This is a genomic window from Acetobacter suratthaniensis (assembly GCF_017377745.1).
Lineage (GTDB): Bacteria > Pseudomonadota > Alphaproteobacteria > Acetobacterales > Acetobacteraceae > Acetobacter > Acetobacter suratthaniensis.
In genome coordinates, this window is sequence record NZ_JAFVMG010000003.1 from 64,367 (window position 1) to 86,290 (window position 21,924).

25 protein-coding genes and 1 tRNA gene are annotated in these 21,924 nt (G+C 57.6%); 24 read left to right on the top strand and 2 right to left on the bottom strand.

The window, feature by feature from the left end; all coding sequences use genetic code 11:
• The first annotated feature begins 6 nt into the window (after positions 1 to 6).
• Genes tatB through J2D75_RS05045 form a run of 4 tightly spaced genes read left to right on the top strand, consistent with a single transcriptional unit; the run spans position 7 to position 3,149 of the window.
• The gene (tatB, locus tag J2D75_RS05030; RefSeq protein ID WP_207853468.1) at positions 7 to 651 is read left to right on the top strand and encodes a Sec-independent protein translocase protein TatB; all 645 of its coding nucleotides are present in this window, start codon (positions 7 to 9) and stop codon (positions 649 to 651) included.
• Positions 648 to 1,496 (top strand): twin-arginine translocase subunit TatC, encoded by an 849-nt coding sequence (tatC, locus tag J2D75_RS05035; protein WP_243428515.1) that lies wholly within the window; start codon positions 648 to 650, stop codon positions 1,494 to 1,496. The genes tatB and tatC overlap by 4 nt, the downstream gene beginning before the upstream one ends.
• Positions 1,497 to 1,499: 3 nt before the next feature.
• A complete protein-coding gene (gene serS, locus J2D75_RS05040) occupies positions 1,500 to 2,771 on the top strand; it encodes a serine--tRNA ligase (protein ID WP_207853470.1) in 1,272 nt (423 codons plus the stop codon).
• A gap of 39 nt (positions 2,772 to 2,810) precedes the next feature.
• Positions 2,811 to 3,149: a DMT family transporter gene (locus J2D75_RS05045; RefSeq protein ID WP_207853472.1), complete on the top strand. Its 339-nt coding sequence runs from the start codon at positions 2,811 to 2,813 to the stop codon at positions 3,147 to 3,149.
• Between the two features lie 27 nt (positions 3,150 to 3,176).
• Here J2D75_RS05045 and J2D75_RS05050 read toward each other — a convergent pair whose 3' ends face one another.
• Positions 3,177 to 3,401 (bottom strand): zinc-finger domain-containing protein, encoded by a 225-nt coding sequence (locus tag J2D75_RS05050; RefSeq protein ID WP_207853474.1) that lies wholly within the window; start codon positions 3,399 to 3,401, stop codon positions 3,177 to 3,179.
• A 146-nt stretch (positions 3,402 to 3,547) separates the two neighbouring features.
• Here J2D75_RS05050 and J2D75_RS05055 point away from each other — a divergent pair, with 146 nt between their 5' ends.
• From J2D75_RS05055 to J2D75_RS05065, 3 genes are all read left to right on the top strand, one after another.
• Positions 3,548 to 4,612: an alpha/beta fold hydrolase gene (locus J2D75_RS05055; protein ID WP_207853799.1), complete on the top strand. Its 1,065-nt coding sequence runs from the start codon at positions 3,548 to 3,550 to the stop codon at positions 4,610 to 4,612.
• A gap of 77 nt (positions 4,613 to 4,689) precedes the next feature.
• Positions 4,690 to 4,766, top strand: a tRNA-Arg gene (locus J2D75_RS05060).
• Between the two features lie 108 nt (positions 4,767 to 4,874).
• Entirely contained in the window at positions 4,875 to 5,387 is a 513-nt protein-coding gene (locus J2D75_RS05065; protein ID WP_207853483.1) for a prepilin peptidase, read from the top strand.
• 13 nt (positions 5,388 to 5,400) lie between these two features.
• Here the strand turns inward: J2D75_RS05065 and J2D75_RS05070 are convergent, their stop codons facing one another.
• Positions 5,401 to 6,186: a nucleoside/nucleotide kinase family protein gene (locus J2D75_RS05070; protein WP_207853485.1), complete on the bottom strand. Its 786-nt coding sequence runs from the start codon at positions 6,184 to 6,186 to the stop codon at positions 5,401 to 5,403.
• Between the two features lie 805 nt (positions 6,187 to 6,991).
• On the opposite strand from J2D75_RS05070, the gene J2D75_RS05075 reads away from it, so the two are divergent.
• The 17 genes from J2D75_RS05075 (at position 6,992) to J2D75_RS05155 (ending at position 21,914) form a co-directional block, all read left to right on the top strand.
• Positions 6,992 to 7,840, top strand: a complete 849-nt coding sequence (locus J2D75_RS05075; RefSeq protein WP_243428516.1) for a MotE family protein — start codon at positions 6,992 to 6,994, stop codon at positions 7,838 to 7,840.
• A gap of 27 nt (positions 7,841 to 7,867) precedes the next feature.
• Positions 7,868 to 8,200: a hypothetical protein gene (locus tag J2D75_RS05080; RefSeq protein WP_243428517.1), complete on the top strand. Its 333-nt coding sequence runs from the start codon at positions 7,868 to 7,870 to the stop codon at positions 8,198 to 8,200.
• A 279-nt stretch (positions 8,201 to 8,479) separates the two neighbouring features.
• On the top strand, positions 8,480 to 10,123 hold the full coding sequence (gene fliF / locus J2D75_RS05085; RefSeq protein ID WP_341534963.1) for a flagellar basal-body MS-ring/collar protein FliF: 1,644 nt from the start codon (positions 8,480 to 8,482) through the stop codon (positions 10,121 to 10,123).
• Between the two features lie 18 nt (positions 10,124 to 10,141).
• Entirely contained in the window at positions 10,142 to 11,188 is a 1,047-nt protein-coding gene (fliG, locus tag J2D75_RS05090; RefSeq protein ID WP_408736743.1) for a flagellar motor switch protein FliG, read from the top strand.
• Positions 11,185 to 11,940 (top strand): FliH/SctL family protein, encoded by a 756-nt coding sequence (locus tag J2D75_RS05095; RefSeq protein ID WP_207853492.1) that lies wholly within the window; start codon positions 11,185 to 11,187, stop codon positions 11,938 to 11,940. The genes fliG and J2D75_RS05095 overlap by 4 nt, the downstream gene beginning before the upstream one ends.
• 18 nt (positions 11,941 to 11,958) lie before the next feature.
• The gene (gene fliN / locus J2D75_RS05100) at positions 11,959 to 12,327 is read left to right on the top strand and encodes a flagellar motor switch protein FliN (RefSeq protein ID WP_207853494.1); all 369 of its coding nucleotides are present in this window, start codon (positions 11,959 to 11,961) and stop codon (positions 12,325 to 12,327) included.
• Positions 12,328 to 12,337: 10 nt separating this feature from the next.
• Positions 12,338 to 12,703, top strand: a complete 366-nt coding sequence (locus J2D75_RS05105; protein ID WP_207853503.1) for a flagellar biosynthetic protein FliO — start codon at positions 12,338 to 12,340, stop codon at positions 12,701 to 12,703.
• 94 nt (positions 12,704 to 12,797) lie between these two features.
• Positions 12,798 to 13,505 (top strand): flagellar type III secretion system pore protein FliP, encoded by a 708-nt coding sequence (gene fliP, locus J2D75_RS05110; RefSeq protein WP_207853802.1) that lies wholly within the window; start codon positions 12,798 to 12,800, stop codon positions 13,503 to 13,505.
• Between the two features lie 509 nt (positions 13,506 to 14,014).
• Positions 14,015 to 15,541, top strand: coding sequence for a methyl-accepting chemotaxis protein (locus J2D75_RS05115; RefSeq protein ID WP_207853505.1), 1,527 nt, complete (start codon positions 14,015 to 14,017; stop codon positions 15,539 to 15,541).
• A complete protein-coding gene (locus tag J2D75_RS05120; protein ID WP_207853507.1) occupies positions 15,541 to 15,840 on the top strand; it encodes an STAS domain-containing protein in 300 nt (99 codons plus the stop codon). The genes J2D75_RS05115 and J2D75_RS05120 overlap by 1 nt, the downstream gene beginning before the upstream one ends.
• Before the next feature lie 3 nt (positions 15,841 to 15,843).
• Positions 15,844 to 16,227, top strand: coding sequence for a response regulator (locus J2D75_RS05125; protein WP_207853509.1), 384 nt, complete (start codon positions 15,844 to 15,846; stop codon positions 16,225 to 16,227).
• Positions 16,228 to 16,255: 28 nt separating this feature from the next.
• Positions 16,256 to 18,481 (top strand): chemotaxis protein CheA, encoded by a 2,226-nt coding sequence (locus J2D75_RS05130; protein ID WP_243428518.1) that lies wholly within the window; start codon positions 16,256 to 16,258, stop codon positions 18,479 to 18,481.
• Positions 18,482 to 18,527: 46 nt separating this feature from the next.
• Complete coding sequence (locus J2D75_RS05135) at positions 18,528 to 18,995, top strand: chemotaxis protein CheW (RefSeq protein WP_207853513.1); 468 nt, start codon at positions 18,528 to 18,530, stop codon at positions 18,993 to 18,995.
• The gene (locus J2D75_RS05140) at positions 18,992 to 19,834 is read left to right on the top strand and encodes a CheR family methyltransferase (protein WP_207853515.1); all 843 of its coding nucleotides are present in this window, start codon (positions 18,992 to 18,994) and stop codon (positions 19,832 to 19,834) included. Before J2D75_RS05135 ends, J2D75_RS05140 begins: the two co-directional genes overlap by 4 nt.
• Before the next feature lie 3 nt (positions 19,835 to 19,837).
• Positions 19,838 to 20,884 carry a protein-glutamate methylesterase/protein-glutamine glutaminase gene (locus tag J2D75_RS05145; RefSeq protein ID WP_207853517.1) on the top strand — a complete coding sequence of 349 codons (1,047 nt, stop codon included), beginning with the start codon at positions 19,838 to 19,840 and terminating at the stop codon, positions 20,882 to 20,884.
• A gap of 83 nt (positions 20,885 to 20,967) precedes the next feature.
• A complete protein-coding gene (locus J2D75_RS05150) occupies positions 20,968 to 21,357 on the top strand; it encodes a response regulator (protein WP_025860173.1) in 390 nt (129 codons plus the stop codon).
• Positions 21,354 to 21,914, top strand: a complete 561-nt coding sequence (locus J2D75_RS05155) for a chemotaxis protein CheD (protein WP_265782902.1) — start codon at positions 21,354 to 21,356, stop codon at positions 21,912 to 21,914. Before J2D75_RS05150 ends, J2D75_RS05155 begins: the two co-directional genes overlap by 4 nt.
• Positions 21,915 to 21,924: the final 10 nt, after the last annotated feature.

Sequence of the window (21,924 nt, forward strand, 5' to 3'; positions counted from 1 at the left end):
CTGCCGATGTTTGATTTTGCCTGGTCGGAAATTGCGTTGATCGGTGCCGTGGCCCTGGTGGTGATCGGGCCGAAGGATCTGCCGGTTGCCCTGCGTGGGCTTGCGGGTTTTGTCAAAAAGGCCCGGCGTATGGCCGGGGAGTTCCAGTCCCATTTTGATGAGATGGTGCGTGAGGCTGATCTGGGCGATGTCAGGGATCAGGTGCGTGACCTGAAGAACCTGAACGTGCGCGGGCGCATCATCAAGGCGCTGGATGATGATGGCGGGCTGAGCCGCGCCGTCCAGCGTCCGGCCAGCCTGACAGAGTATGCCTTGCCGCCCGGCCCTCGCGCCCTTGACCGGGGCGGGCCTGCGTCTGTCTCACGCAGCGTTGCCGAAGAGTCTGCCGGGGCGGCCCCGTGGTCTGCTGTGGATCATGGAATACCGGATAGCCTGCATGCCAGCGTGTCGGATGATGCGGTGGAAGCCGCGCCGCCGGAACTGCCCCCGGGCATCGTGCGCCGGATTCTGAACGAACAGCCGCGCCTGTTGCCGCCCGCCATCCTGCCTCCTGTGCGGGTTCTGCATGGGCGGCACGTCGTGCGCCCCACACCCCTTGGCGGGGTAACGCGTGGCACGGAACCATCATCCAGCGCGGGCCAGCAGGCATGACCGACAAAACCTTCGAAACCAGCCAGAGCGACGATACGAGCCATGATCCGATTAATGATCGGCCCATGTCTCTGGTTGAGCACCTGCTGGAACTGCGGCGCAGGCTGCTTTGGGCGGGGCTGACCTTCATCCTGTGTTTTGCGCTGTGTTACCATTACGCTGAAAACATCTACCTGTTTCTGGCCCGCCCTCTGGGTGAGATCATGCGCCAGCAGGGTGAGCAGCCGCATCTGATCTATACGGCGCTGTACGAGGCATTTTTTACGTATATCCGCGTGGCGTTGTTCGGGGCGATGTTCCTGTCCTTTCCCATGATTGCCATTCAGGCGTGGATATTCATCGCGCCCGGTCTGTACCGTTCTGAAAAACGGGCATTTGCTCCGTTTCTGGTGGCAACACCGGTGCTGTTCCTGACAGGGGCGGCGCTGGCGTATTACTTTATCTTTCCCATTGCGTGGCGGTTTTTTCTGTCGTTTCAGACGCCGGGCGCTACAGGGGGGGTGCAGATCGAACTTCAGGCCAAAGTGTCGGAATATCTGGCGTTGGTCATGAAGCTGATCATGGCTTTTGGCGTGGCATTCGAGCTGCCGGTGGTGTTGACGCTGCTGGCACGCGCAGGCATTGTCACCGCCGCCATGCTCCGGCGGTTCCGCCGCTATGCGATCGTGGGCGCCTTTGTGGTGGCGGCCATTGTCATGCCGCCTGATGTTATTACCCAGATTGGCCTCGCGGTGCCGCTCGTGCTGCTGTACGAGGTTTCCATTCTGTGCGCCCGGATGGTCGAGCCCGCATGGGCCACGCGCCGGAGCGCAAACGAGACCAACTCCCAGCAGGAAAGTTCCTGACCCATGCACGATATCCGCAGTCTGCGGGCAGACCCCGCCGCGTTTGATGCCGATCTGGCCCGCCGTGGTCTGGACCCGGTAGCGCAGCAGCTTGTGGCATGGGACGAGGAACGCCGTCAGGCCCAGACCGCCCTGCAGGAAAAGCAGACCCGCCGCAAGGCGCTGGCCCGTGAAATTGGCGCGCTCAAGCGTACCGGTGCGGACAGTGCCGAGCTGGAAGCCGAAGGTGTAGCCCTGCGCGCCGATATGGAAGCGCTGGAAGAGGCCGTTGTGGCGCTGGAGCGCAACAGCACGGCCCTTCTGGCCAACCTGCCGAACAGGCTTGATCCCACCGTGCCTGCCGGTGCGGATGAAAACGCCAATGTGGAACAGCATGTCTGGGGCGACAGGCGTGTTTTCGACTTCACCCCCAAGCAGCATTTCGAGCTGGGTGAAGGGCTGGGGCTGATGGATTTCGGCACCGCGTCCAAGCTGTCCGGTGCGCGGTTTGTGCTGTTGCGCGGTGCGCTGGCGCGGCTGGAGCGTGCGCTGGGGCAGTTCATGCTCGATCTGCACACGGCCGAGCATGGTTATACTGAAGTCATGGTGCCGACACTGGTCAATGACGATGCCATGTATGGCACTGACAAGCTGCCCAAATTCGCGGATCAGTCTTTCCGTACCGAAGATGGCCGGTGGCTTATTCCTACGGCAGAAGTGCCGCTGACGGCCTCTGTGTCGGGCGATATTCTTGATGGCGCGGCCCTGCCGCTGCGTCTGACGGCACTCAGCCAGTGTTTCCGTTCCGAGGCTGGGGCCGCAGGGCGCGATGTGCGCGGCATGTTGCGTCAGCACCAGTTTGAAAAAGTGGAAATGGTGTCCATCACCACGCCAGAGGCCAGCGAGGCCGAGCACGAGCGCATGACCCGCTGTGCGGAAACGGTGCTGGAGCGTCTGGGTGTTCCCTATCGCCGGATGCTGCTTTGCGCGGGCGATACGGGTTTTGGTGCGGCCCGCACTTATGATCTGGAAGCGTGGCTACCGGGGCAGAATGCCTGGCGCGAAATCTCGTCCTGCTCCAACACGCGCGACTTTCAGGCCCGCCGCATGAATGCGCGTTTCCGGCCCAAGGCGGGGGAAAGCCCGGTTTTTGTCCATACGCTCAATGGCTCCGGCCTGGCGGTTGGCCGGACACTGATTGCCGTGATGGAAAACTACCAGAACGCGGATGGCTCCATCACCATCCCGGAAGCGCTGCGGCCCTATATGGGCGGCCTTGAGCGGATCGGCGGTTAAGCAGGAACTGCCCCGGAGGCAGGCTGGCGGAGAGCGGGCATGATGGAAAAGCCTTTTGTAATGCTGACACTGGCTATCGTGTTCGAAATGGTCGGCACAACGTGTCTGGCGGCATCGCAGGGCTTTGCCCGCTGGCTGCCAGCCGCGGGGAGCCTGATCGCGTATGGCTTTGCCTTTTACTTTCTGTCCATCCCGCTCAAAACCGTACCTGTGGGTATTCTCTACGCCATATGGGCCGGGGCGGGTGTGGTGCTGAGTGCTATCGTCGGTCTGCTGGTGTTCCGCCAGAGCCTTGATATGCCCGCCCTTGCAGGCATTGGCCTGATCGTGGTGGGCGTGCTGGTTATCAACCTGTTTTCACACTCGCTGCATCACTAGCGCGTTTGCGCTGGCCAGAGTGGCCTTTTAGTGATCGTGGCTGTCCATAGCGCCCGGCTGCAGCACGAACAGGCGTGAACAATAGGGGCAAACAGCCTGATGCCCCCCAATTTTCAGCCATACGCGTGGGTGACCGAGTGCGCCTAGCCCGCCATCGCAGGCAATCTTACGGCTATCGACCAGAATGGTTTCGACATGGCCCAGCCGTGGGTGCGGTACGGGGGCGGGGGTGTGTGCAAGGGTGGTCGCCATTGTCATCCTGCATGGGCTAGAGAATCTGTGGCCTGTCTGATCGCCAGGCAGGGCTGTGGTGGAGAATGATAGACATGTCAGGCGGCTTTTTGCACCTCTCCTGTCTTCGCATGCGCGTGAGCAGGAGCGGATTGTGGGCATTGGCCATGATCTGTGCCGGTATTCTGGGCGGATGTGCGGGGCCGCATCCAGCGGGGTCTGTTGCCTCGGCCCCCATACCTCCGGCGCGGTTTGCGGCAGCGGGGCGGCTGGTGGCGCCTGATCGTGTGTTCACCCTGTCCGATGGTGCGCAGATACCAGCGCGGGTCTGGCCTGCGCAGGGTGTGCCTCACGCCCGGTTGCTGGCCCTGCATGGTTTTAACGACAGCCGTGACGCATGGGAGGCCGCAGGCCCCGTGCTGGCAGCGCAGGGCATTACGGTGATAGCGCCGGATATACGCGGCTTTGGCGGCACGGCAGAGAGGGGGCTCTGGCCCGGTAGCACAAGGCTTGTAGCTGATCTTGGCGAGGAAATTGCCCTTTTACGGCATGAAGCGCCGGATGCGCCGCTCTATCTGGCGGGAGAAAGCATGGGCGGGGCTGTCGCCATGCTGTTCATGGCGCAGCCTGCGGCTTCTTCGGTTGCGGGGGCGGTACTGCTGGCACCGGCCATATGGAACATGGGGCCGGGCGTGCGGGTATCGCTGGCGGTTATGGCGACGCTGTTTCCCGCCCATGAGGTAACAGGGCGAGAACTCCCCGGCCATATCGTGGCGGGAGACAGTCTGCCCGCCATGATCCGCCTGTATTATGACCCGCTAACCCTGCATGCCACGCGCTTTGATACCCTCCGTGGCCTTGTAGGGTTGATGAATGAGGCCGTGCACGCTGCGCCCGGCGTGCGCGGGCCTATCCTGTGCCTGTATGGGGACAGGGATCAAATCGTTCCGCCTGCTGCTATCGGCCACTTATGGCAGGTCACACGGGGTGTGGTTCGGCGTGATCTGGTGCCGGGGGGCTACCATCTCTTGTTACGCAGCCGGAGTGCGGCACGGACAGAGGCGGATATTGCGGCATGGATTCTGAACCCGAGCGGGTTTATGCCATCCGGGGGAGAGAGTGCCGCCAGTGCATGGATGGCTGCGGGGTTTGCCTGGCGGGACAGAGCCGGGCCGGGTGGGGAAGCCTTGCCCTGGTTTCTGCCCGCACGGATTGATACGCTGGCCCGCTAACCCAGCCTGTGTGGTGCGCGCCGTGGTGAAGATAGAGGCTTGGCAACACCCTGCCTTTGGGATAGGAAAATGCGCACGGACCCGTAGCTCAGCTGGATAGAGCGTTGCCCTCCGAAGGCAAAGGTCACGCGTTCGAATCGCGTCGGGTCCACCATCTCCCCATATAGACAAATCATTGTTTCCGCCCCGGCAGGGTATAGGCTCTGCTGTGCTTGTGGTGTGCCGTCTGACAGTCGTAACGCTTTGAGTGGAATGCAATCTGGTGCAAAGTCTGATGATCGGTCTGGAAGTGGCGGCGGGTCTGCTACTGATTTATGCAGCCCTGTGCGATCTGGCATCGCGCACGATACCGGATGGTATTTCCATAGTGCTACTGTGTGTGGGAGTCGCTTTGCAGAGTTTGCAGGGTGATCTCCCTATCGCCCTGATGGCGTCAGGTCTGACCTTTGCTGTCTGTAGCGGCCTTTGGTTGCTTGGTTTGCTGGGCGGCGGGGATGTCAAGCTGATGGCAGCTTCCATGCTGGTGGTGCCAGCCCATAAAACACTCGATTTTGCGGTGCTTGTGCCCCTGAGTGGGGGTGTGTTGGCTCTTTTTTACCTGTTTTTGGGCTGTATTGTGCGTGCGCCGGGCTACAGGAGGGGGCGGTTCCCTCTCTGGTATCGTGCCGTGCTGGCCGAACGCTGGCGCATTGCCCGGCGTGGGCCGCTACCGTATGGGGTTGCTATTACGGCCTCAGCCATGGCGCTCTTTTTTACTCGGGTTTTTGCCGTCTAGTTTCCCGCGCGGCTCATGTTGTGACCTGGGACAATGTGTTGGACTGAAGTGTTGCCCGCCGCCGTATGAGCAGGGCGTGCAGGGTTTTATGGCGGTGTACATACCGCCTGACAGTATTCAGTACTATCCGGCTTACGGTGGGGTAGTCTTGCCGTGCATCGATTGTCTCCATTGGAGCCCCATTAAAATGGAGCCTGCGGGTTTTTTCTATCTTGCAGGCCAGCAGGGCGGGGTCATGATCGGGTTTGCGGCTGATGGCCGTTCCGACGTCTACATCCAGAAAAATAATAACGGTTGGATGGATGGCGGCCATGTAATCGTACAGCCATTTTTCAATGCGGGCTAACCAGCGGATAAAACGGTTATCCGTTTTGGCGGCAGATAGACCCGGCCCATCGCACCAGCCCGGTGTTTCAGCCTGCGGGTAACGGTCAGTTACCACCAGCGTGCCATGGCTGCGGGCCAGCATGGCTTTTTGGAAGCGGTAAAAGCGGAGCAGGGAAAAACAAAAGACAACCAGAGCGGTTGCGACTCCCGGTATGTTCTCGTCCGGGGTGCGGGTTTTCTGCGCCTTGGTGGAGAGCATTGTTGCAAGGCGTGGGCCAATGAGTGGCCACTGGCGGATTCTGCGCCCCAGATCGCCCGAGCCTAGTCCAAGGTAACAGAAAGCCGTTTGATGATCCTGCCCCAACTGGTGGGCCAGTGCCCGTGTCAGGGTTGATTTACCTGCGCCATCGCATCCGATCAGGGCGATGAGGGGAGCCTGACGGGAGTGCGGATAAAAAGCATTGTCCAGCATTGCGGTTGCTCTTTAAATTTTCCGTATGATCGCGAGCGCTGAGTCTACGCGGTTATTCCATCATAAAACCTTAACAATAGATCTGTGACCGTATTGTGCGCGGATGTGGGTTGATGAAAAAGAACAGCCGGAAGGCGCTGAATTATCGTAATTTAGGTTTTCTCTGAAAACATATTCCGTTTTCCTGCTTTACATGAAACTATGTGGCAGGTTTGGTCGCTCTGACTGGCTTTCATGTGTTTTATGAATGGCTGTTTTGCATTTTCATGAGAAAGCGGCATTTTTCTTTAGTGAAGGCTCAGTTCGTCAAAATACGGTTAATATTTCCAAAAAATTTAGGAATTTAAAATAAAAAATTAACAATCAAAATAAAATATCAAAATATCAAAATATCAAATAATAAAAATCAAATCTGGCGCGCGTCATTGCTACCTATGTAATTTATTGAAATGTTGCGTTGATAATAAATATTAAGCCGAATTTTGATCAGCGCTTGACACTCAGGCGCTTACGCCTCATCACGCATTAGAGATATATGTAAAAATCATTCGGCAGCATCATGCGTCCTTTCGCGGTGAAGGTGCTGGCGGATGAGGCAAGCGAGTTGGATGTGCAGCCGAGCTGAAACACCCCACATTGCTTCCGGGAAAGTGGATTATGGGCTGGCGTGGTGTCAGAACGTAGGTGTATAACTCTTAGGCAGAAACCCGCAACGGGCTAGGTCGTGATGCTAATTCCCCGTCTGTCATTCGGGAAACTCGTTCATATTTCATCCAGCCTGATGACTCTTCTTCTGGCAATGAATATGCACGCGCTCGCAGGTCATCTGAAAGATGGCCCGTCTGATACGGGAGAACCCGCCGTATCAGACACCTCCGCACCGGCTGCAAAGCCGAAGGTGGCGGGTAACGCTGGCGCACGAGGTCTCGCTGCTGCACGTAACGATGCTGAAGGCTGGACCTCCGTTCTGCCGTCAGGGACGCAGGCTCTGTCTGCCCCTGAAAAAGCGCCGGATCCTGTTCAGAACGTGGCGGCCAGCAATGACTGCGCGAGCGGTAGCAGTTGCGTTGCCACGGTAGCGCCCGGCGTCAACAGCGATTCCGATAGCAATCGTCAGGTTGACCGCGCCGAAACCGATCTCGCCCGTGATATTCTTGCCCGCCGTTCCGATATTGATGGCGAGCAGAAGGGGCTGGAAGATCAGAAGCGTATTCTGGATGCGGCCAAGGCCGCGCTGGATGAGAAAATGCGCGATCTGGATAATTCCATGGCAGCGCTGGCGGAGCGTCAGGCAGCCCATAAGGAAACCATGGCGGCCGAAACCGAGCGTCTGGTCAAGATCTATGAGGAAATGCCCCCCAAGGAAGCGGCGGCCATTTTCAATATCATGGATATCCATGTGCTTGTGTCTCTGGCCAGCAAGATGAGCCCGCGCAAGATTTCTGCGGTTATGGGCTATATGGTGCCTGAACGCGTTAATCTGGTCTCTCAGTACATGGCCGGGGTACGCAATTTCCGTCCGTTGCGTACATCGTTTGGCGCAGATGGCAAATCCGAGCAGACGGCGGATGCCGGTGCGGCTGCATGGTGGAGCCGTGGAAGCGCGTCATCGAAGGCCGATGGGGGCGGAGCTCTGGCTCTGTCCCGGCAATAAACCGCCGCGGCAAGGAGAGTGGTGCTGATGATCAGGCGTGTCGTGCTGTTGGGTGTGGCGGCTTTTCTGAGCGGGTGTGCCCCGGACTACATCGCGCACCGCGTGACAGGGCGTGAATGCAATGCCGGGTATATTCAGGAAGGGGAAGACTGGTGCGCACCGCCTGAGCGTCCGCCTGCGCCGCAACCTTACTGCACCCAGAGTTGGAACGGTGTGGATTGCTGGGGTCGCCCCGATCTGATGCCCAACGTTGCGCGTGAGGTCTCTCAGGGGCCGACAGGTCTGACGCAGGATCAGAACGCCAACAGGCTTAATCTGCCGATTAAGAAAGTGCCGCCGACCAATGCCTATATTCCCTGAAGCGACTTATTGTCTTGTGTACAAAGCGTTTTCAGGGCAGGGCGGTGGGGCTTAAGAAGCCACACATGCGAATTTGTCATCAGGAGGCGGTTTTAGGCTTCCTGATTGCTGGCGTATGAATATGATTGGCGTGCTAAATCCCATGCTACCTTGGTGCATGAACGAGGCGAAAGCAGGGCAAGGCGGAGGAGTGTCAGATGGTTGACCAGCCGAGCAAGTGGACACGTTCTCCATTTAACGCTGTGACAGGGTAGCGGTTCCCGGAATATGCAGAATATATTGGCTAGCCTGAAAAACCTTGGGCGCACACGATTGATTGCCCTTGGTGCAGCGGGATTTGTCCTGCTTGGTATGTTGGGGTTGTTTGTCTTCCGGGGCAGCACTCAGCCCATGGCGCTGCTTTATGGTGACCTCGACCTGAACGAAGCCGCCCAGATGGTTGAAGATCTGAGCAAGGCCCATATTTCCAACAAAACCAGCTCCGATGGTGCCAGTATTTATGTGCCCAAGGATAAGGTAGCCAGTGCGCGGCTTCTGCTGGCCAAGGATGGCCTGCCAAGTGGTGGGGCTGTTGGCTATGAGCTGTTTGATAAAAGCGGCACGCTGACAACGACTCAGTTCGAGCAGACCATTAACGAAACCCGCGCGATGGAAGGGGAGCTGGAACGCTCCATCCGGCTGCTGCACGGTGTGCGCAATGTCCGTGTACATCTGGTGCTGCCACATCGTGATCTGTTCTCAACCCAGACAAGTCCTTCGCAGGCCAGTGTGGTGCTCGATATCGGGCGTGGGGGGCGTATGTCTCCCGATGGGATTCAGGCGATCCAGAATCTTGTCGCTGCGGCAGTTCCGGGCCTGAGGCCGCAGAACATTTCCATCGTGGATACGCGTGGCGATGTGCTGGTCAAGCCGGGTGACCCCGATAGTGTGGCGGGTCAGGAATCGACCATAGACAAGCTGCGTTTTTCGGAAGAGCAGCGCCTGTCGCAGGCGGTGGAAGACATGCTGGTGCCTACCTTGGGTGCTGGGCATGTGCGCGCTCGTGCGGCGGTGACCATGAACACCGACGAAATACGCGAGACGGAAGAGAGCTTCGACCCCAACCAGCAGGTTCTGCGCTCGCAGCAGACAACGTCTGACAAGAGCGTTAATACCGAATCCAACCCGAATACATCGGTTGCGAACAACCTGCCGAACGCCAACGCGAACCAGAATAATAAGAGTGGCTCCAGCGACGATCGCGAAGAAGAAACCGATAACTACGAAATCGGTAAACGTGTGCGCGTGGTCAGCCAGACCCGTCCGCGTGTTTCGCGCATCAGTCTGGCCGTTATGGTTGATGGGTCTTTCAGCAAGGATAAAACCGGCAAAGATATCTGGAAACCGCTGGATGATGCCGAGATCGAACGCATCAGCACGCTGGCGAAAACCGCGATCGGTTATGACAAGGCGCGTGGTGACGAGGTTAACGTTGTTTCCATGCGCTTCATGCCTGATGGCGGCGTAGGTTTTACGGCTGAAAAGCTCAATCTGTTTGACCGTGATACCCTTATCTATGTGGCTGAATGGGTTATTCCCATCGTGCTGGCTCTGGGTGCCATCTTTATTGCTCTGCGGCCTGTGCTCCGTCGTGGTGCGGCTGGTCTGCCGCTGCTGGCTGGCGCGGCGGCCGCCGTGGGTGTGCCGGGGGCTGCTGGTGCGGCTGGCGGCAATGCCGCGCGGATCGGCTCCGGTGGTGGTGCAGGCAAGGAAGGCGAGCCTGAGATTGATGAGGATGAAACCGTTACCCTCGATCAGGTCGCGGGTCGGGTGCGGATGGGGGCAATCGCCAAGGTTGCTGCCCGTATCGAGGAAAATCCGCGCGAGACGGTCTTTATCATCAGGAATTGGCTGGCCATGCCTGACCCCAAGAAAGGAGTATGATGCGTGTCTGAGCCAGGTCTGACCACGTTCGAGAACGGTAACAACTCCTTTGCGCCCGCCAATCCCGCGCATGTGCTGAGCGGTAAACAGAAAGCCGCCATTCTCATGCTGGCGATCGGGCGTGAGCAGGCGGCCAAGGTTCTCAAGCTGCTGCATGAGGACGAACTGCGCGATATTTCCGTGGCCATGTCCGGTCTGGGTGTTGTGCGGGCGGAAGTGGTCGAGGCTGTCTGTCACGAGTTCACCAAGAACTTCGAATCTCCCGAAGGGCTGGTGGGCACTTACGAAACAACGGAAGATTTTCTGCGGAAGGCTCTGCCTACGGAGCAGGTCGACAAGATCATGGACGAAATCCGTGGTCCGGCCGGGCGCACCATGTGGGACAAGCTGGGCAACGTGCAGGAAACCGTTCTGGCCAACTACCTGCGCAGCGAATACCCGCAGACCGCCGCTGTTATTCTCAGCCGTCTGCAGCCTGCCCATGCGGCCCGCATCCTGTCCCTGCTGCCCGAAGATTATGCAACGGATGTGATGATGCGCGTCCTGCATATGGAAACGGTGCAGCGCGAGGTTCTGGACAGCGTCGAATCCACGCTGCGCTCCGAGTTCATTTCCTCGCTCGGTCGCTCGGCCAAGCGCGACAGTTACGAGCTTCTGGCTGAAGTGTTCAATAACTTCGATCGCAAGACGGAAACCCGTCTGATGGAAGCGATGGACAAGAGAAATCACGAGGATATGGAAAAGGTGAAGGCGTTGATGTTCACCTTTGAAGACATCAAACGTCTGCCGCATGAGGCGCTTATGCGCATCGTTGGCGAGATTGACCGTGAAAAGCTGCCTCTTGCACTCAAAGGTGCCTCCGAGACAGTGCGCAATATGTTCTTGCAATGCATGTCCAAGCGCGCAGGCAGTATCTTGCTTGAAGAAATTTCCGCCCTTGGCCCTGTGCGCGTGAAGGATGCGGATACGGCGCAGTCTGAAATTGTCGCAACCATCAAGAACATGGCGAATGCGGGCGAGATCGACCTGACCGAAAATGGCGGCAACGACGAGATTATTCCGTGACGGATGGTTTTGTTCCATTCCACCCTGTTTCAAAGCAGGTGGCGGGAGAGGTCGCGCATTTTGTCGTTCCTGAAGGCGGGATCGTTTCAGGGCGTGGGCGACCGATCGAGCTGGAAGACTTTGGCGCGGATCTGAACGCAGCGCCTGTTGTGGTCAAGCAGCCCGAGCCGGAGGAAGAGCCTGAACCCGATCCCAATCTGGTGTCCATGACGCCAGAGCAGGTGGAAGAACTGCGGGCCACAGCTTTTCAGGACGGTTTTGAGAAAGGTGCGGCTGAAAAGGAAGAAGCGCTGCGCGTTGTGTATACGAGCAGCTTTGCAGCGCTTGAAACCGCCTTTCGTGATGAAGACACGCGCCGTGATGAGGCTTTGAAAACAGTTGCGGATTCCTTTGTCGGCACGGTGGTCGATATTGTGGCGCAGCTTGCAGCCCTGCATGGCGATGTGCTCGAAGGCGTGCGTCGGGATCTGGTGGCGGATGCCGCAGCTTTCGTGAAGGAATGCGAAGGTGCTGTAACAGTCCGTTGTGGCCCGGTGGATGGCCCGCGCCTGCAGGCAATTTTCAAGGATAGCGCCACAGTGCGGATTGAAATGGTGCCAGAGCTGGCAGAAGGTGCGATAAGCATTGCATCGCCAGTGAACACCATTGTCATTGACCCGCAACAGTGGCGTAAGTCCGTTGCGCAAAAGATTGTGGCTGCGGTTACGGCTCTGGCAAAGCAGCGCATCCAGCTGAATAAACCGGCGGAATAAGATAAGGCGGAGAGTATCATGAGTGCAGGTAACGAACCGATCGGGTTAGAGGATTTCGCAACCTCCGCGGCGCCGGAACAGCCCGCGGATACAACCGCCCAGGATGATGCGGCCGCCAAAGCCGCTGGTGGCGGCAGCCAGATGGAGGCCGTGTATGATATTCCGGTCAAGATCACGGCGGTAATCGGTACGGCCACCATGCCTGTTAGCCAGTTGCTGCGCCTTGGCCGTGGCGCGGTTGTGGAACTGGACAAGAAGCTGGGTGAGGCTGTCGATATTTATGCCAATAACCGTCTGATCGCCCGTGGGGAAATCGTGGTGGTGGATGACAATTACATTGGCGTTACGATGACGGAAATCCTGTCCTCCACCCCCGCGTCCAGCTAACGGGGCGGCCATGTCCGGGACGGCGGCAACCAGCGTGGCGCCTGCAGGCGGTCTTTCTGCGGGAACGGGTGCGTTTATTATGCCGTGGCTGGTTTATTGCGGATCGTTCGTTCTGGTCATTGGCCTTATTCTTCTCAGCCAGAAAGTGCTGAAAAGAGTGCTGCCTTATGTGGCCGCTCGGCGGCAGACCCGGCATCTGGCCGTTCTGGAAAGTTTGGCGCTGGATCAGCGCAGGCGGCTGAGCCTGATCCGGTGTGGCGCTAAAACGGGCGTGATTCTCACCGGCGGCGGTAATGATGTGTTTCTGGGGTGGACGGATGATGATGTCCCCTTGGAAAATACGCCCCAATTTTCTGCAATGGTTCCCCATGACTAACAGGCTCAGCGGTAAACGAACTCTGGCGGGTGTTCTGTCAGGAGGGCAGAAATGGCTGCTGGGGTTTTCGCTCCTTGGCATTGTTGTAGCGGTTATGCTGACGGTCATGGGCGGGCAGGCCGTTGCCCAGTCTGTCACGCTGGATCTGGGTAAGGGGACGGGCGATACGGGTACCGCCAGCAGGCTTATCCAGCTTACGGCGCTGATTACCATTCTGTCGCTTGCGCCGAGCCTTCTGGTCATGGTTACGGCGTTTACGCGTATTATCGTCGTGCTTTCGCTCCTGCGCGGGGCGCTGGGGGCGCAGGGTACACCGCCCAATACGGTTTTGATCGGGCTGGGGCTGTTTCTGACATTTTTTGTGATGCAGCCGGTTTTTGAGCAATCATGGGTGCAGGGTGTCTCTCCCATGCTCGATGGGCATGTGAGTGAGATGGATGGCTTGAAAGCCGCAGCCGAGCCATTCAGGACATTTATGCTGGCCAATGCCCGCCCGGCCGATGTGGCGACCTTTTTGCATCTGGCCAATTTGCCGACTCCCAAAGTGGCATCGGATACGCCGTGGCGTGTCATTATGCCCGCTTTTATGATCGGGGAGCTGAGCCGCGGTTTCGAAATGGGGTTCCTGCTCTATCTGCCTTTTCTGGTCATTGATCTTGTTACGGCCAGCGTGCTGATGAGCCTGGGTATGATGATGCTTCCCCCCGCCACGATTTCCCTGCCGTTCAAGCTGATTTTCTTTGTCATGGTTGATGGCTGGCAGATGGTTGCCGGTGGTCTGGTACGCAGTTTTGGCGGGTAGGTCGGGTTTGTTAAGAAGACGTTAAATTTAATTTATGTTCATGGTTACCTATAGGAAGCCCTTCGACAAAAATCCTTTTTATGAACCGCTATTTTTGGCGGTTCATGGGCGTCAGATGCCGGGCGATGGGTTGTCCAATGTTTATTTCCATGTAGTATCTAAGCAAGGATTTTAAGGATTCCTGTTGGATGCTTCTGATTGTAGCGTGTTAATTCTATTTTTGTTTTGGTGTGTGCCCTGAGTGATGTCAGAGCCCGGCCTGCAATGGCGCAACAATCAGGTATGCGGAACAGTGGAGTGGCTGGGTTTTCTTAACTGCTGGTCAGTTTGGAAACCGCAATAGCCAGTCTGCTGAGGAAGCCTGGATTGTTGGTTAGGCACTATTGTCTTTTGGCTAATGGGCGCGGATGGTGGCGCAGGTTTTCCTGCCAGCGTATTGCCTCAGGCAGGAATACGCTGGGCATGGTCTGCTATGGCCCCCCGTGAGCATGAAGGGAAGTTAGACTGGCATGTTGAACTGGCTGTATAAAGACGCCACCTTCCGCGTCAAAATCAGAACCGTGATGCTCTGTCTGGAGGCATATTTGATGCTCCAGATCCTGATCGAAGGGGTCGGTTATCTGGTGCATGAGCCCGTGGAGCACATGTTCCTGATGAACATGAGCGCACTCGGCTTTGGCGAAATCGTTGTTTTCATGATCTGGGTCATGCTGACCCGTGTGGTCACGCAGCCGCTGGAAAGCCTCGTGGTTGTAGGCGAGCAGCTTGGCCGGGGCGAAGTCCGCGATAACAACGTGCAGTTTCTTGATAACCGTGATGAGTCCGGCAGGCTTTCGCGCGTTATGGTCGAGTTCGCCCGCAGCGTGCGCGAACAGACCGACGCCAAGTCCCGTCAGGAAGCCATGGCTGAGGAAATCAAGAAGTCTCTTGCCCAGAGCCAGGATCGTGACCGCCAGACGCATATGATCATCGAAGCGCTGGGCAACGCGCTTGAGGAAATGGCTCAGGGCGATCTGCGCAAGCAACTGACTGACCCGATTTTTGATGGCGAGTTCGATCCGCTGCGTAAGGCGTTCAATAACTCCGTAACGCGGCTTAACGGTGCGCTACTTGCGGTTGCCAATAACTCCCAGCTTATTGCGACCGGCGCCACCGAAATTGCCACCGCATCGGACGATCTGGCCAAGCGCACGGAAAAGCAGGCTGCCAATCTCGGGCAGGCAGCAGCTACGGTGCGCACCATCCGTGATGGCGTGCAGTTGACCGCCAAGGCCTGCACGGATGCCAGTGCTGAAAGCAAGCGTTCGCTTGAAAAAGTACGGCTGGCCAGCGGCGTGATGGAAGAAGCCACTAAGGCCATGGACGGGATCAAGAAATCCTCTGACTCCATCGGCGAGATCATTTCCGTGATTGATGGCATTGCCTTCCAGACCAACGTTCTGGCGCTCAATGCTGGTGTCGAGGCCGCCCGTGCGGGTGAAGCCGGGCGCGGCTTTGCCGTGGTGGCACAGGAAGTCCGTTCACTGGCCGAGCAGTCCGCCACATCGGCCAGCGAAATCAAGCATCTGATTTCCGTCTCGGCAGAGCAGGTTGATAAAGGTGTGGATCTGGTGCAGCAGACGGGCCGCTATCTGGGCGAGTTCTCTGGCAGCACGCAGAATATTGCCACCCGTGTGGAAGAAATTTCGGCTGCGACGCAAGATCAGGCCACGCGCCTGTCCGAAATCACGGTTTCCATTGGCGATATGGATCAGGTAACGCAGCAGAATGCGGCGATGGTGGAAGAAACGACCGCCGCCAGCCATAACCTGACGGCTGAAACCCGCACGCTTACGCAGACACTCAGCCGCTTCCGCATCAACCGCCGCAAGGACGATGGTGAGGCCCGCAGCCCGCAGCCCGCAGCAGCCCCGAGGCAGCGTGAAACAGTGGCGCTTAAGCCTGTCAGCCGCGAAGTGGCGCCACCTCGCCCGGTGCCTGCTGTGTCTTCCTCCCTTCCGACAACTTCTTCTGATCAGGGTTGGGAGGAGTTCTAATGGCGAATGCTTCAGGTGCCGCTGTGTCGGCCGTGACCGTAACCCTGCCCGAACGACTGGATACGGCAGGGGCGGCTGGTCTGAAAAAGCTGATCGAAGATGCGCTGGCTCAGGCCGCGCCTGAAGCTGTCAGCCTGGATGCGTCAGGCGTGACTTATATTGGTGGGCTTTGCTTGCAGCTTCTTCTTGCAAGTGGATGTACTGTAGCGGCTCCGTCTGAGCCGTTCAGGGAAGCATACGCCCTTTTTGGGGTTGGCGCGTTTTTGCCCGGACAGCCAGCCTCCTCCAAGGAGCAATAGATTATGACGGATAACAAGGGCGTGCGTGTCCTGACGATTGATGACTCCAGAACCATGCAGGGCATGTTGCGCAAGGTTCTGGAAGGCGCGGGTTATGATGTGATTCAGGGTGGAGATGGTGTTGAAGGGCTTGAGGTTCTGCAAGCCGCCAACCCGCCGCCCAAAGCTGTCATTACCGATATCAATATGCCGCGGATGGATGGTTTCGAGGTGATCGAAGCTGTGCGTAAGCTTGATCAGTACAAGCATCTGCCAGTGATTGTCCTGACAACGGAAAGCGATCCCGAAAAGAAAGCCAGAGCCCGCGAGGCTGGGGCGACAGGGTGGATTGTTAAACCGTTCAGTACCGAAAGTCTTCTGGCGGCAATCCGCCGGGTTACGGCCTGAAGGAAAGGGCGCCGGAATGAGTGGTGATATGGACGATATCCTCCAGGTTTTTTTCCAGGAGTGTGACGAACAGCTGCAGGAGCTGGAACGCGGTCTGAGTGCCCTGTCAGATGGGGATTCGGACCACGAGACCATTAATGCCGTCTTCCGCGCCGTTCATTCGATCAAAGGGGGCGCTGCGTCCTTTGGTCTCGAAAACCTTGTGCGTTTCGCGCATGTTTTTGAAAGTTCTCTGGATGGTCTGCGCTCGGGCCGGATCGTGCCTACGCATGACATCATGAAGACCTTTCTCAAGGCGATGGATGTTCTGAGCGATCTGGTGGTCGAGGCCAGAGGTGGGGCAGGGGTTGATCATGAGCGGGTGGCGGAAAGCCATGCCGAGCTTGAGGCAATCATCAACAGCGATGGTGCGCCCAAACCGGCCGAAGATGTCGTGCCACAGGATTTTGTGCCCGTGCCGATGGATTTCGTGCCGGTGCCAATGGACTTTGAACCGATCCCGGTCGAGATGGATTTCGGGTTTGATGAACCTGCGGCCACGCCTGATCTGGTGGTGAGTTTCCGCCCGCAGGACGCCATGTATGAGCGTGGTGACGATGCCCGTAACATCCTGATCGGCCTGCGTGATCTGGTGGCCACGGTGGAAGGCGGCGTGCTGAGTGTTACCTGTGACACCAGTGGTCTGCCGACCCTGCATGATCTGCAACCCACACGGGCGTGTCTGTCCTGGCGAGTTGTGCTGCCTGCGGCTGTGTCCGAAGAAAGCGTGCATGGCGTTTTTGACTGGGTGAGCGATGTCTGTGACTTTAGCATCACCCATGAAGGTGCGGCTGAAGAAGCTCCGGCTGCGCCAGCCGTAGCGCCTGTTGTAGCTGCGCCCCCTGCGCCAGCAGCAGCTCCCGCGCCGGTGAGTGCCCCTGCTCACGAAGCTCCTGCTGCGGTACAGGCAGCGGCCCCCGTTCATGAGGTGGCACCTGCTGCGGTAACAAATGCCATCGCGGGGAATCCTGCGGCTCCGCCCCGCAAGACGGAACAGGCCGCGTCCATCCGTGTCGATCTGCACCGGATTGATGATCTGATGGATCTGGTCGGGGAACTGGTGATTGCTCAGGCTTCCATTGAAGCGCTGTCGCGCCGCAATGAGGGCGCGATGCAGCAGGAACTGACGCAGAGCATCAGCAGCATGCAGTCTCTGACGCGCGATATTCAGGATGCTGTCATGGCGGTGCGAGCGCAGCCTGTGCGCAGTGTGTTCCAGCGTATGCAGCGCGTAGTGCGTGAAGCCTGTTCCATGACCAAGAAGGACGTTGTCCTTCTGCTGGAAGGTGAAGACACGGAAGTTGACCGCACGCTGGTCGAAAAACTGACTGATCCGCTGACCCACATGCTGCGCAATGCCGTGGACCACGGTATTGAAAAAGTGGAAGATCGTCTTGCCGCGGGCAAACCGGCGGAAGGGCATATTCTGCTTTCGGCCGGGCATCGTTCGGGCCGTATCCTTATCACCATCAAGGATGATGGGGGCGGCATCAACCGCCAGCGCGTGCTGGAAACGGCCGTCAAGCGCGGGATTGTGGCGCCTGACGCGGTGCTGAGCGATGATGAGATCAATAATCTGATTTTTGCTCCCGGCTTTTCAACGGCAGCCACCGTATCGGATCTTTCCGGGCGTGGGGTTGGTATGGATGTTGTTAAACAGGCTATTCTCAGCCTTGGTGGGCGCGTAACCATTCAGAGCGTGCCGGGTGAAGGCACGACATTCAGCCTGAGCCTGCCGCTGACCCTGGCTGTTCTGGACGGCATGCTGATCGAGGCCGGTGAGTCCACCATGGTTATTCCCATCTCGTCGGTGGTGGAAACCATGATGATCGACCATAGGGATGTGTATCTGCTGCCCGATGGTGGAAACATTATTTCCATTCGTGGCACATGTATGCCGCTCATCCCGCTTGCTGCGGAGTTGGGGCTGTCCAAAGCTCCCACGCAGGAAGCACTGGCCAATGCGGTTATTCTGGTGGTCGAAAATGAATCGGGTGGCCGGGCTGCTCTGGTTGTGGATGAAATCCGCGATCAGACACAGGTGGTTATCAAGAGCATTGAAAAGAACTACCGGCAGATCTCTGGTGTCTCCGCTGCTACCATTCTGGGAGATGGGAGCGTATCCCTCATTCTGGATGTGCCAGCGCTGATTGGAACGGCGATCCGTAAGATTGATAACAGGTCACCGAATGCTCGCACCGGGCTTGCTGCCTGAGCGGGTTTCTGACGTGGCGCGCTGTGTTTGAGCAAGGAAGCCGGGGATGACGGAAAAAAACAAAGAAGACGGCGTGGACGCCAAGATTGTCAAAATGATCGTGTTCGCCATCGGAGATCAGGAATATTGTATTCCGATACTGAGCGTGCGCGAAATCCGCGGGTTTGAAAAAACTACGGCCCTGCCGTTTGCGCCCCATTATGTATGTGGCGCAATTAACCTGCGCGGCATCATTCTGACGGTTATTGATCTGGCGATCTATCTCAATATTCAGCCGCAGGCGGATAACCCGCGCCGTGTCGCGATTATTGTCGAGTCCAAAAACGGGGTTGTTTGCGGCCTTCTGGTTGATAGGGTGATCGACATGGCGGATATCGACATGAACGATGTACAGGCCGTGTCCGAGGAAAGCAGCAGCCTGAGCGGTCTTGTCATGGTCAATAACCGGATGATTGGCGTATTGCAGCTTGAAACCGTTGTGGGTGAACTCGTTGGGGACATGGTTACCGAATGAAGTCCCTGATGCCGGGTGCGGAGACGGATTATACCGACACTGATTTTCAAAGGGTGCGTGCCATAGCTTTTGAGGAAGCGGGTATCAGCTTACCTGAGTCCAAAAAAACGCTTGTTTACTCGCGTCTTTCCCGCCGGTTGCGGGAGTTGGGGTATGGTTCGTTCCAGAGCTATCTGGATTTTGTAAAAACACCGGCTGGTCAGGCAGAGATGGAAAAGCTCATCTGTGCCCTGACAACCAACGTGACGAGCTTTTTCAGGGAAAAAAAGCACTTCGAGCATCTAGAGGCCGAAGTGCTGCCCCGTCTGGCCCGTACAGCGCGGAGCGGTGGCCGGGTGCGGCTATGGTCTGCGGCCTGCTCAACCGGGCAGGAGCCGTGGAGCATGGCCATGTCTGTCATGTCTGGCATTCCCGATGCGCCATCGCATGATGTGCGGCTGCTGGCGACAGACATTAATTCGGAAGTGGTGGCACAGGCTGCCAGCGGTACGTATCCTGCCAGCGAGACAGAAGGTCTTTCAGCGGAAAACCGCGCGAAATACATGGAGCCCACTGGGGATGGAAACCTGCGTTTTGCGGGGCCGATTTGCCAGCTACCTGCTTTTCGGGTTTTGAACCTGAATGCTGAATGGCCGATAAAAGGCACGTTTGCCGCCATTTTTTGCCGCAACGTGGTCATTTATTTTGACGACGAGACCCGCGAAAAGCTGTGGCGCCGTCTGGCGGACAGGCTGGAACCGGGCGGGTTTCTGTACGTTGGTCATTCCGAGCGCGTTGCCACGACGGCATTATGCCGTCTGGAACAGGTCGCTCCTACTATTTACAGAAAGGACTCGTAAGCCATGGAGCAACCTGTAAAGGTTCTCGTGGTCGATGACTCACGGACAATCCGCGCACTGATCCGCCGCTCGTTCGAGAAGTACCCCCAGATTGTTATCTGTGGCGAGGCCGCGAATCCGATTGAAGCGCGTGATCTGATTATCAAGGACCAGCCTGACGTCATTACCCTCGACGTTGAAATGCCCGGTATGAACGGGTTGCAGTTTCTTGAAAAAATCATGCGTTTGCGGCCGATTCCTGTTGTTATGGTTTCGGCACTGACCGCACGTGGCGCGGAAACAGCTATTACCGCGTTGCAGATGGGCGCGTTTGACTGCTTTCCCAAACCGGTTTCGGTTATGGGGGCGGATGCTTTTGCAGGGCTTGCACGGCTTGTCATTCAGGCTGCTCATTCCTGCCCGGGAGCCCGGGCCGATGCAACGCAGGGTCTTCAGGCGGCGGTGCCTCATGGCCCCGAACGGGCTTGGGTGCGCGCGTTTGATCTGGTGGCAATCGGGTCTTCAACCGGTGGGGTTGAAGCGCTGGAGCAGGTTCTGTCGGGCTTTCCCCGCCAAAGCCCGCCTATTGTCATCTGTCAGCACATGCCTGCGCTTTTTACAGCCAGCTTTGCCAACAGGCTTGACCTGAAACTTGCCCCGCTTTCCATTGCTGAAGGCAAGGATGGCGAAGTTCTGAGCCCAGGGGATGTCAGGATTGCTCCCGGTGGGGAACGGCACATGGTGGTTGAACGGCGGGATGGTCACTATATGACACGTCTGCTTAGCGCACCGCCAGTTAACGGCCATTGTCCTTCGGTAGATATGCTGTTCGATTCCGTGGCGGAAGCCGCAGGGCGTGAAGCTCTGGGTATTATCCTGACCGGTATGGGGCAGGATGGCGCGGAAGGACTGCTTGCCATGCGACGGGCAGGTGCGCAGACGATTGCTCAGGACAAGGCGTCCTCAGTGGTTTATGGCATGCCAAGAGTTGCGGCTGAAATTGGGGCGGCGGAGCATATCGTTCCCCTGAACCAGATTGCGACGGCGGCTATGGCCATTCGGGCGCATTAACAGACTTATATGGGTGGAATACCGCCTGCGATGGCGGGGACGGCGTCTTGGCTGTCCATAAAAAACGGGAAAAGGGTTAGACAATGCCAGCGGCATCGCAAATCAGGGCTCTTATTGTTGATGACCAGTCTTCTATCCGGCAGGTCTTGGCCAATAGCCTGGCGCAGCTTGGGTTCACGAACATTGCCCAGCGTAAGGATGGCAAGGAAGCGGTCGAGTATCTTGATCAGAACCCGGCACATCTTGTCATTTCCGATTTCAACATGCCGGTTATGGATGGTCTGGCGCTGCTTAAAGCGGTGCGTGCCAACCCCAAAACCCAGAAAGTCGCCTTTATTATTCTGACTAGCGAGGCCAGCAAGGATCTCGTGCAGGAAGCCGTGAAGGCGGGCGTCAACAACTTTTTGGCCAAGCCCTATACTGTTGCGAAACTGCGTGAAGTTCTGGAAAAAGTGTTCGGGCCTATCACGTGAGGCATATTGAGGGCGCTACGACCGTTATTCAGGGTGAAGTGGTTATCTCTGATAACCCTTCAACCGTGCTTGTGACCCTGCTTGGGTCCTGTATTTCGGTCTGCATGTTTGACCCTGAGGCGCGTGTGGGGGGGATGAACCATTTCCTTCTGCCCGGCGGCGGTGGTGGTCAGGATGGCATGGCGTTGCGTTTTGGCGTGAATTCCATGGAAATGCTGATTAACGGTATTCTTAAAGCCGGTGGTAGCCGGAACAGTCTGGTCTGCAAGGTTTTTGGGGGCGCTGCTGTTGTGCCGTCATTAGGGCGGGTCGGGCATGAAAACTGCCATTTTGTACAACAGTATCTGGCTGATGAAGGCATTAGCTGCATCTCGCACAGTCTTGGTGGCATTTTGGCCAGACGTGTCCGGTTCTGGCCGACAACAGGGCGTGCTCAGCAAAATCTGGTACAAGACACCCAGGCTATCGGGCGTCAGGAAGAAGCCTACAACCGGCGCGAAACAGAAGCGGGCCGCAAATGGGCAAAAGAAGCAATATCCGATGTTGAACTGTTCTGAGTGCCCGGGC